The following is a 10,388-nucleotide window of genomic DNA, read 5'->3' on the forward strand; positions in this document are numbered from 1 at the left end:
TCCCACCTGATTCCATCCCGAACTCAGAAGTGAAACGCAGTAACGCCGATGGTAGTGTGGGGTTTCCCCATGTGAGAGTAGGGCACCATCAGGGTTTTAATACGAGAGAAACCGCAAGTTAGAGATAGCTTGCGGTTTTTTGCGTTTGAGGGTATAGGTTGCAGAATTACAAGCGGTCGGTTTGGGGGAATATTTTGCAAATTATAAGGCGAGTCTGACCGCTTGCAAGAGACATTGCATCACCTTTTGTATTCATTTTATTCGGTTTCTTATGATAAGTTCTTTATCTATCTTTCCATTTATCCCTGTTCCCCGTATAATCGGAAACAATTTTTTGTTTGAAAAACTAAAGCCGACTTAATAATGCAATTAATACGTGGAGTTTATAATTTTAAGAATATGCCTGATTTCCGAAATGGATGTGCATTAACAATCGGAAATTTTGACGGCGTTCATTTAGGGCATCAACAAATTTTGAAACGTTTAATTGAACAAGCTAAGATATTAGGCGTGCCTTCGGTGGTCATGGTTTTTGAACCGCAACCACGAGAATTTTTTGCTAAAAAGTTAACCTCTTCTACAGCACCGGCACGTTTAATGCGGTTGCGCGATAAAATTTCGGCATTACAACAAATCGGCATAGATTATTTACTCTGTATTCGTTTTAATCAAAAGTTTGCAGAGTTAGCGCCTGCAGAATTTATTCAATCTTTATTGGTGGATAAATTAAATGTGAAATATTTAAGCGTTGGCGATGATTTCCAGTTTGGTTACAAGCGGTCAGGAAACTTCGAAATTTTGCAAAAAGCAGGAGAACAGTTTGGTTTCAGTGTTGAAAATTCTCATAGCCATTGCTTAGGGGAAGAGCGAATTAGTAGCTCATTAATTCGCCAAGCTTTACAACGGGACGATTTAAGCCAAGCTGAAAAAATGTTGGGAAAACCTTACTCCATCCGTGGCAGAGTGGCGCATGGAAATAAATTAGGAAGAACCATTGGGTTTCCAACAGCAAATATTATGTTGAACCGCTTAGTGACGCCAATCCAAGGTGTTTATGCCGTGCAAGTTGAAACGGTGGAAGGCATGTTCAACGGCATTGCTAATGTCGGTAATCGACCGACGATAAACGGAACAAAACCGTTATTAGAAGTGCATTTATTTGATTTTAACAAATCTATTTATGGGCAAGCGATTGAAGTACGTTTTTTAAAGAAAGTTCGTTCAGAAATTAAGTTTGCAAGTTTTGATGAACTGAAATCACAGATAGAACGTGATGTGATTGAAGTAAAAGACTTTTTTGCCCATAACAAGCGGTCAGATTGAGAGAGAATTTTGCAAATACGCAATCACCGATTTATTTTTAAATTTTATTAATTGGAACAATAAGATGACTGATTACAAAAACACATTAAATCTGCCTGAAACAGGCTTTCCAATGCGTGGGGATCTCGCTAAGCGTGAACCTGCGATGTTACAAAATTGGTACGACAAAAAGCTCTATCAAAAAATTCGTGAAGCATCAAAAGGGAAAAAATCCTTTATTCTGCACGATGGTCCTCCGTATGCGAACGGGAATATTCACCTTGGTCACGCCGTTAATAAAATTTTAAAAGATATTATTATTAAATCAAAAACTGCGTTGGGTTTTGACTCTCCGTATATCCCGGGTTGGGACTGTCACGGTTTGCCGATTGAGTTGAAAGTAGAAGGTTTGGTGGGTAAGCCAAATGAAAAAATTTCAGCGGCGGAGTTCCGTCAAGAATGTCGTAAATATGCGGCGGAACAAGTTGAAGGGCAAAAAGCAGACTTTATCCGTATGGGCGTGTTGGGCGATTGGGATAATCCATATCTGACAATGAACTTCAATACGGAAGCGAACATTATCCGTACATTAGGTAAAGTGATTGCTAACGGACATTTATACAAAGGCTCAAAACCGGTTCACTGGTGTTTAGACTGTGGCTCTTCCCTTGCTGAAGCCGAAGTGGAATATGAAGATAAAGTCTCGCCGTCAATCTATGTGCGTTTCTCTGCGGTAGATCCTGTTGCCGTGGAAGCGAAATTTAATGCTCAGGGCAAAGGAAGCGGTCAGATTTCTGCGGTGATTTGGACAACAACCCCTTGGACGTTGCCGTCAAACCGTGCGATTGCGTTAAATGCAGAATTAGAATATCAACTCGTACAATTTGGCGATGAGCGTGTTATTCTTGCGACCGAATTAGTGGAAGCCGTGCAAAAAGCAACGGGCGTTGAGCAAGTGGAAGTGTTAGGTTCAGCGAAAGGCAGTGACTTAGAGTTAATGCGTTTCAATCACCCATTCTACGATTTTAGCGTACCGTTTATTTTAGGCGATCACGTTACCACCGATGGCGGTACAGGTTTAGTTCACACCGCACCGGATCACGGTTTAGACGACTATATTGTAGGTCAAAAATATAAATTAGAAATGGCTTGTTTGGTGGCAAACGATGGTAAATTCGTTTCAACTACGCCATTCTTTGCCGGCAAAGGCGTGTTTGAAAGTAATGATTTAGTCCTTGAAAAACTGAAAGAAACTGGGGCGTTGCTCAAATTAGAGCGTATCAAACACAGCTATCCGCACTGCTGGCGTCACAAAACTCCGATTATTTTCCGTGCGACACCGCAATGGTTTATCGGTATGGAAACGCAAGGTTTACGCAAACAGGCATTAGGCGAAATTAAACGTGTACGTTGGATCCCAAGTTGGGGCGAAGCACGTATTGATACGATGGTGGCGAACCGTCCTGACTGGTGTATCTCTCGTCAGCGTACTTGGGGCGTGCCGATGACAATGTTTGTGCATAACGAAACAGAACAGCTACACCCACGCACCTTAGAAATTTTGGAAGAAGTGGCAAAACGTGTTGAGCAGTCAGGTATTCAAGCGTGGTGGGATTTAGATCCGAAAGAAGTCTTAGGCGAAGAAGATGCGAAAATCTATCGTAAAGTGCCTGATACCCTTGATGTGTGGTTCGACTCGGGATCGACCTATGCGTCTGTGGTGCAACAACGCCCAGAGTTTAACGGCAACTCTGCGGATATGTACCTTGAAGGTTCAGACCAACACCGTGGTTGGTTTATGTCATCATTAATGCTTTCTACGGCAACCGATAATAAAGCACCTTATAATCAAGTGCTTACACATGGTTTTACCGTGGATGAAAAAGGTCGCAAAATGTCAAAATCACTCGGTAACGTGATTGTGCCAAGTGAAGTGTGGAACAAAAATGGTGCAGATATTTTACGTTTATGGGTTGCATCTACGGACTACACCGGTGAAATTGCCGTTTCGCACAACATTTTAAACAGTGCAGGCGACACTTATCGCCGTATCCGTAATACTGCACGTTTCCTATTAGCGAACTTAAACGGCTTCGATCCAAAACGTGATCTCGTTAAACCTGAAGAGATGATCGCCTTAGATCGTTGGGCGGTAAGCTGTGCGTTAGATGCACAAAACGACATTAAAGAAGCCTATGATAATTATCAATTCCATACAGTTGTTCAGCGTTTAATGCGTTTCTGTTCAATCGAAATGGGATCGTTCTATTTAGATATTATCAAAGACCGTCAATACACCACCAAAGCAGACAGCCTTGCACGCCGTAGTTGCCAAACTGCGCTGTGGCATATCTCAGAAGCATTAGTACGTTGGATGGCTCCGATTTTATCCTTCACCGCCGATGAAATTTGGGGCTACTTACCACAAGTGGAAGGACGTTCAGAGTTTGTCTTTACCGAAGAATTTTATACAGGATTATTCGGTTTAAGTGAAAGCGATAAATTAGACGACAACTACTGGCAAAAACTGTTAAAAGTGCGTGCTGAAGTCAATCGTGTATTAGAGCAAGCACGTAACGACAAGTTAATCGGTGCTGGTCTTGAAGCGAAAGTCACCGTTTATGCAAATGATGATATTCGTCCATTGTTAGAACAGCTAGGCAACGAGTTACGTTTTGTGTTAATCACTTCACAAGCGATTGTTAAACCACTTGCCGAAGCCGATGTTGCAGAAGGCGAACTAGCCGGTCTTGCGGTGAAAGTAGAACGTGCTGACGGTGAAAAATGCCCACGTTGCTGGCACTATGCGACAGATATTGGTGCAAATACAGAACACGCTGAGATTTGTGGGCGTTGTGTGGAGAATGTGGCAGGCGAAGGCGAAACTCGTCGTTTTGCTTAGTTTCTATTTCATTCGTAGGGGCGGGGTTTATCCCCGCCCGAAATCATATTGATATTTTAGAGGGTGGGGATAAACCCCACCCCTACAAAATAGATATTACAAAAAACTGATTAAAACTCACCGCTTGTTGCGGTTAGAACTACCTTCTGAACCATCTGAGCGTGTTTCAATACACGCAAAGAAAAGTAACAGAGGACTAACAATGCTTATTCTAAACAAACAAACCCGTGCAAAACGCCACTTAGACAATCTCACCTTCATACCCCAAGCGGTCGAAAAAGTGGATTTTCTAACAAGTAGCACTGCGTTTAAACAACAAATTTTAGCGTTAATCAAACAAGCAAAATTTCGCATTTATCTCACCGCGCTCTATTTTGAAAAAGATGAAGCTGGGCAAGAGATCTTAGATGCACTCTATCAAGCGAAATTAGCTAACCCACAGCTGGAAATCAAAATCCTTGTGGATTGGCATAGGGCGCAACGTGGGCGTATCGGCGAAGCAACCCAAAGTTCAAACGCCGACTGGTACACCCAAATGCGTGAGCAATATGCCCTGCCGACAGAGCAAGAGATTGCGTTTTATGGTGTTCCTGTCAATAAACGTGAGATCTTCGGCGTGTTGCACCTAAAAGGTTTTGTGTTTGATGATACCTTGCTTTATAGCGGAGCGAGCATTAACAACGTCTATTTACAGCAGTTTGAGCGTTATCGTTACGACCGCTATCATCAAATAGAAAATAAAACGCTGGCGGACAGTTGGGTCAATTTTATTCAACAGAATATTTTGACTAACCCGGCGGTAAATCGCTTGGATCAAGCAAATCGTCCAAAAACTATTGAAATCAGACCGCTTGTTAAAACGTTTCGTAAAGAATTAAGCCAGCAAGAATATCGTTTTAACGGTAGAACGATGGATCATTCTCAACTTATGCTTTCACCTTTAGTGGGTTTAGGGCGTAAAAATCCGCTGAATAAAACGATTGAAGCACTGTTTTTCCAAGTGCAACAGAAATTAACGATTTGCACCCCTTACTTCAATTTCCCACGTTCTATCAGCCAACGTATTACGTGGTTATTAGAGAATGGCAAACAAATTGAAATTATTGTCGGTGATAAAACGGCAAACGACTTTTTCACGCCACCTGAAGAAAAATTTACGATGGCATCGGCATTACCCTATTTATACGAACGGAATTTACGGGCGTTTACCAAACGTTTCGATTACTACCTTCAAAACGGGCAACTCACCGTCCGTTTGTGGAAAGACGGTGGTAATAGCTATCACCTGAAAGGCGTATGGATTGATGATCGTTATATTTTATTGACAGGGAATAATTTGAATCCGCGAGCATGGAAACTCGATGCGGAAAATGCGGTGTTGATTTCCGATCCAAACGGAGAACTCACCGAAAAAGCCCAAGGCGAGTTAGCGCAAATTCGTACGCATACGACTGTTTTAACCCATTACAGCGATTTGGAAGAGCTGAAAGATTACCCGGAAAAAGTGAAAAAACTACTGAAAAAATTCGGGCGGGTAAAATTGGACAAGATTGTCAGAATGTTGTTATGACGGATAAATCGGTGCGGAATACGAGTGTTCCGCACTGATTGCTATTGTGCCATCTGATTAACGACTTTCATAAAGCCGTCGGCGGTGGCATATACGTCTTCCTTGCCTTGTGCTTTTAAAATCAGATCGGAAAGTTCTCTAAACGCACCCTGCCCACCGTTACGGGTCAGCACGAAATCCGCTTGAGCTTTGATATAATCGAACGCATCACCGACGGCAACCGCCAATCCGCATACTTCAAACGCCGGTAAATCCAAAGTATCGTCACCTAAAAATACGGTTTCTTCAGCTGTTACACCGGCTTGGCGCATTAACTCAAAACAGGCGTCTCGTTTTGATAATTTCCCCAACTGATAAAGTGAAATGCCTAAGTTTTTGATGCGGCGACGTAAAACAGGCGTATCGCCACCGGATAACACGGCAACATGAATACCGCATGCCATTAACATTTTAATGCCTAATCCGTCTTTTACATGAAAGTATTTGATTGTTTCGCCTTCTTCGGTGTAGTACAAACTACCGTCGGTTAAGACTCCGTCGATATCGGTGATGACTAATTTGATTTTTGTTAGTCTGTGCATAAGCTTCCTTGATTTTATTTTGGGGGAGTTTTATTATTTTGCGCCATTATAGCTTTTTGGAGTCCATTATGTCGATTTCTCAAAATCTAACGACAATTTTACAGCAAATTCAACAAATCAGTCTGCAAGTAAAGCGCCCCGCGGATGCGGTAAAGTTACTTGCTGTCAGTAAAACCAAACCGGTTTCGGCCATTCAACAGGCGATTGATGCCGGACAAACCGCTTTCGGTGAAAATTATGTACAGGAAGGTATTGAGAAAATTCACTATTTTGCCCATATTCCAACGCTGGAATGGCATTTTATCGGACCGCTGCAATCGAATAAAACCCGTTTGGTTGCAGAACATTTTGATTGGATGCAAACCGTTGATCGATTAAAAATAGCACAGCGTTTAAATGATCAGCGTCCGGCTGAACGCCAACCGCTGAATGTGTTGATTCAAATTAATATCAGCGATGAGGACACTAAATCGGGGATCAAGCCTGAGCAAATGCTTGAATTGGCGACACAAATTTCCCAACTGCCGAAACTGAAATTACGCGGTTTAATGGCAATTCCGCAGCCGGAATCCGATCCGACGAGGCAAAAGACCGCCTTTGTCGAAATGTCTCGATTATATCAAGAGTTACAATGCCGTTTTGAGGGAATCGATACGCTTTCAATGGGCATGACCGATGATATGCAAAGCGCCATCGAATGCGGTTCTACCATGGTACGTATCGGCACTGCCATTTTCGGAGCGCGAGAATAACATTAGTCAATAACAAGCGGTCAGTTTTGTGAACCGGTTTGCAAAATTGACGATCGTTTGCTTGTCTCCATGACTTTCAAGCCAAACTGCAATATACTTACGCCTCACGATATTATCCCGTCTTTAAGGAAATAGCATGCAACCAAAAGCAAAATTCAGAAAAGATTATCGCCGACCTGATTTTACCGTTACCGATATTTACCTTGATTTTCAGCTCGATCCCGAGCGAACATTGGTGACGTCGACCTTAAACGTCACACGTCAAAATCCGGAGGCGACGACGCTTACCTTGGACGGGCACAGCTTCGAATTTCTGTCGATTAAATTTAACGGTGAGCCGTTTACATACTATAAAAAAGCAGAAGAGTCTTTAACGCTTGAACTTGCCAAGTTCCCGGCGGAACAGTTTGAACTTGAGATTCAAACGGTATTAACGCCGGCTAAAAATACCTCTTTGCAAGGATTGTATCAATCAGGGGAAGCGCTTTGTACCCAATGTGAAGCGGAAGGTTTCCGTCAAATCACCTATATGTTGGACTGCCCTGACGTACTTGCAAAATATCGCACGAAACTGACCGCTTGTAAGCGTAGTTATCCGTATTTACTGTCAAACGGTAACCGAATTGCGCAAGGCGAACTGGACGACGGACGTCATTGGGTGGAATGGGAAGATCCGTTTTTCAAACCGAGTTATTTGTTTGCCGTCGTCGCCGGGGATTTTGATCTCCTGCAAGATAAATTTATCACCATGAGCGGGCGTGAAGTGGCGCTTGAGATTTATGTCGATAAAGGTAATCTTGACCGTGCAACTTGGGCGATGGAGAGTTTGAAACGTTCGATGAAATGGGATGAAGAGCGCTTCGGGCTGGAGTACGATCTGGACATTTATATGATCGTGGCGGTCGATTTCTTTAATATGGGGGCGATGGAGAACAAAGGATTAAATATCTTTAACTCGAAATTCGTACTGGCCAACCCTCAAACGGCGACCGATGAAGATTACTTAAACATCGAAGCGGTAATTGCCCATGAATATTTTCACAACTGGACGGGTAACCGCATCACGTGTCGGGATTGGTTCCAGCTAAGTTTGAAAGAAGGCTTAACGGTTTTCCGCGATCAAGAATTTACCTCCGACTTATGGTCTCGTTCGGTAAAACGGATTGAAGATACCCGCTTTTTGCGAACCTTTCAGTTTGCGGAAGACGCCGGTCCGATGGCTCACCCGATTCGTCCCGAAAAGGTGATTGAAATGAATAATTTCTACACGGTGACCGTGTATGAAAAAGGGGCGGAGGTCATCCGCATGATTCACACCTTACTCGGTGAAGCTAGATTTCAAAAAGGTATGAAGCTGTACATTGAAGAAAACGACGGCAAAGCGGCAACCTGTGAAGATTTTGTGTCGGCAATGGAGCGCGCTTCCGGTATTGATCTTACCCAATTCCGTCGTTGGTACAGCCAATCGGGAACGCCTGAATTAACCGTTTCCGACGACTACGACGAAAAGCACCATACTTATCGTTTGCATGTGTCACAAATGACGGCGCCGACAACGGATCAAGTGGAAAAAGTGAATTTGCACATTCCGTTAAAAGTGGCGTTGTATAGCGAAAGTGGTCAGAAAATCCGATTACAGCACGAGCTGTTGACCGTCAGTGATGTGTTGGATGTGATTCACGACCATCAAACCTTTGAGTTTCATAATGTTCAGCAACGCCCAGTGCCTGCATTATTGTGTGATTTTTCCGCACCGGTTCGTCTCGATTACAACTACAGTAACACACAATTAATCACGCTATTAAAATATGCGGACAATGACTTTGTGCGTTGGGATGTCGCACAAACCTTGTTTAACAATGAATTAAGAGAAAACCTAAGCCGTTATCAACAAGGTGAGAGCATGGTTTTCTCTCAATCCTTATTGGAGGCATTGACCATCGTGCTGGATAACGCTGACCGAGATCCGGAGTTGGCGGCATTGGCATTGACGTTACCGAAGGAAACGGAATTTGCCGAGCTGTTCAAAGTCATTGATCCGACAGGTATTGCGGTTGTGCGCGATTTTATGCAACGTGAAATTGCCGAGGCACTGAAAGTGCGTTTTTTAGCGACTTATGAACAGTATAACACGGCAGCCTATTGCGTCACGGCGGAAGAGATGGCAAAACGGGCATTGCGTAACGTCTGTTTATCTTATTTGGCGTTTAGTGAGCACGGAAACAGTTTGATATATAAACATTATCATACCGCCGATAATATGACGGATACGTTAGCGGCACTAACGGCGGCGACGAAAGCGCAACTGCCGTGTCGGGATCACTTATTGAATGATTTTGAAGAAAAATGGTACCAAGACGGTTTGGTCATGGATAAATGGTTTATGCTGCAAGCCACCCGTCCGGATGACAATGTACTTGAGTTGGTTCAGCGCTTGTTGGAACACCGAAGCTTTAACATGAAAAACCCGAATCGGGTTCGAGCGTTAATCGGTGCGTTTGCCAATCATAACCCGAAAGCGTTTCATGCGATTGACGGCTCGGGCTACCGTTTCTTGGTGGATAGGTTAACCGACTTAAACGACACCAATCCGCAAGTGGCGGCGCGTTTAATTGAACCGTTGATTAAACTTGCGCGTTACGATACTCAGCGCCAAACTCTGATGCGTCGCGGCTTAGAGCGTTTGAAAGGCTTGGATAATCTTGCTCGTGATCTGTTTGAAAAAATTGAAAAGGCGTTGCAGTAATGATCTGGCATAAAGCGTTATTTTCTTTTCATGGAAGGTTAAACCGTAAAGGCTTTTGGATTGGTTTTGGGATCAATTTTGCATTTTTATTTATTTTTGCAAATTTTATCTTAAATCCGACCGCTTTCAGTTGGATCAGCGTGATTCCGCTCACGCTCTCGGCATACAGTCTTTCCGCCGTGATTGTCAAGCGCTTGCATGATCGCAACCGTTCGGGTAAAGCGCTGCTGATGGTAGGCGTACCGATTTTATGTTATCTCGCCTCTCTTGCCGCACAAGGGACAATGGCGTGGTTACTTGGCATAATGATGCCGATGTTTATCGGAACGATGCTGCTGATGGAATGGGGGGTGTTTGCAGGTAATCCTGAAGCAAATCAGTATGGTGAGAAAGGATTGAGTGTGAGATTTAGGTAATCTCTATTCTTGATGTAGCAACTGTGTTCACACATAAAAAAGTTATTCAATTTTAACCCACAGCTTCTGTGGATAAGTAGCGTGTAGCGTCCCATTTTTCATTGCGTTTAACCAACGCA

The 10,388-nt window shown here is 43.3% G+C and carries 7 protein-coding genes and 1 rRNA gene; 7 read left to right on the top strand and 1 reads right to left on the bottom strand.

The features are described 5' to 3' along the window. From rrf to pssA, 4 genes are all read left to right on the top strand, one after another. Positions 1-94: ribosomal RNA gene (gene rrf / locus ACEYKX_RS00515) — 5S ribosomal RNA — on the top strand; the annotation flags it as partial. A 269-nt stretch (positions 95-363) separates the two neighbouring features. Further along, a complete protein-coding gene (gene ribF, locus ACEYKX_RS00520) occupies positions 364-1,323 on the top strand; it encodes a bifunctional riboflavin kinase/FAD synthetase (protein ID WP_373766118.1) in 960 nt (319 codons plus the stop codon). 64 nt (positions 1,324-1,387) lie between these two features. Continuing rightward, positions 1,388-4,204, top strand: a complete 2,817-nt coding sequence (ileS, locus tag ACEYKX_RS00525; protein ID WP_373766119.1) for an isoleucine--tRNA ligase — start codon at positions 1,388-1,390, stop codon at positions 4,202-4,204. A gap of 202 nt (positions 4,205-4,406) precedes the next feature. Next, positions 4,407-5,774 carry a CDP-diacylglycerol--serine O-phosphatidyltransferase gene (pssA, locus tag ACEYKX_RS00530; protein WP_373766120.1) on the top strand — a complete coding sequence of 456 codons (1,368 nt, stop codon included), beginning with the start codon at positions 4,407-4,409 and terminating at the stop codon, positions 5,772-5,774. 41 nt (positions 5,775-5,815) lie between these two features. Here pssA and ACEYKX_RS00535 read toward each other — a convergent pair whose 3' ends face one another. Beyond that, complete coding sequence (locus tag ACEYKX_RS00535) at positions 5,816-6,355, bottom strand: KdsC family phosphatase (protein ID WP_373766121.1); 540 nt, start codon at positions 6,353-6,355, stop codon at positions 5,816-5,818. A gap of 68 nt (positions 6,356-6,423) precedes the next feature. Here ACEYKX_RS00535 and ACEYKX_RS00540 point away from each other — a divergent pair, with 68 nt between their 5' ends. From ACEYKX_RS00540 to ACEYKX_RS00550, 3 genes are all read left to right on the top strand, one after another. After that, the gene (locus tag ACEYKX_RS00540) at positions 6,424-7,107 is read left to right on the top strand and encodes a YggS family pyridoxal phosphate-dependent enzyme (RefSeq protein ID WP_373766122.1); all 684 of its coding nucleotides are present in this window, start codon (positions 6,424-6,426) and stop codon (positions 7,105-7,107) included. 136 nt (positions 7,108-7,243) lie between these two features. Further along, positions 7,244-9,853: an aminopeptidase N gene (gene pepN, locus ACEYKX_RS00545; protein WP_373766123.1), complete on the top strand. Its 2,610-nt coding sequence runs from the start codon at positions 7,244-7,246 to the stop codon at positions 9,851-9,853. After that, positions 9,853-10,269 carry a DUF805 domain-containing protein gene (locus ACEYKX_RS00550; RefSeq protein ID WP_373766124.1) on the top strand — a complete coding sequence of 139 codons (417 nt, stop codon included), beginning with the start codon at positions 9,853-9,855 and terminating at the stop codon, positions 10,267-10,269. The genes pepN and ACEYKX_RS00550 overlap by 1 nt, the downstream gene beginning before the upstream one ends. The last annotated feature ends 119 nt before the right edge of the window (positions 10,270-10,388 follow it).

It is taken from the genome of Glaesserella sp. (assembly GCF_041817755.1).
Classification (GTDB): domain Bacteria; phylum Pseudomonadota; class Gammaproteobacteria; order Enterobacterales; family Pasteurellaceae; genus Glaesserella.

Excerpts from the sequence above, each read along its gene's own strand:
- ribF (WP_373766118.1), top strand. The coding sequence starts at position 364 with ATGCAATTAATACGTGGAGTTTATAATTTTAAGAATATGCCTGATTTC.
- ileS (WP_373766119.1), top strand. The coding sequence starts at position 1,388 with ATGACTGATTACAAAAACACATTAAATCTGCCTGAAACAGGCTTTCCA.
- pssA (WP_373766120.1), top strand. The coding sequence starts at position 4,407 with ATGCTTATTCTAAACAAACAAACCCGTGCAAAACGCCACTTAGACAAT.
- ACEYKX_RS00535 (WP_373766121.1), bottom strand. The coding sequence starts at position 6,355 with ATGCACAGACTAACAAAAATCAAATTAGTCATCACCGATATCGACGGA.
- ACEYKX_RS00540 (WP_373766122.1), top strand. The coding sequence starts at position 6,424 with ATGTCGATTTCTCAAAATCTAACGACAATTTTACAGCAAATTCAACAA.
- pepN (WP_373766123.1), top strand. The coding sequence starts at position 7,244 with ATGCAACCAAAAGCAAAATTCAGAAAAGATTATCGCCGACCTGATTTT.
- ACEYKX_RS00550 (WP_373766124.1), top strand. The coding sequence starts at position 9,853 with ATGATCTGGCATAAAGCGTTATTTTCTTTTCATGGAAGGTTAAACCGT.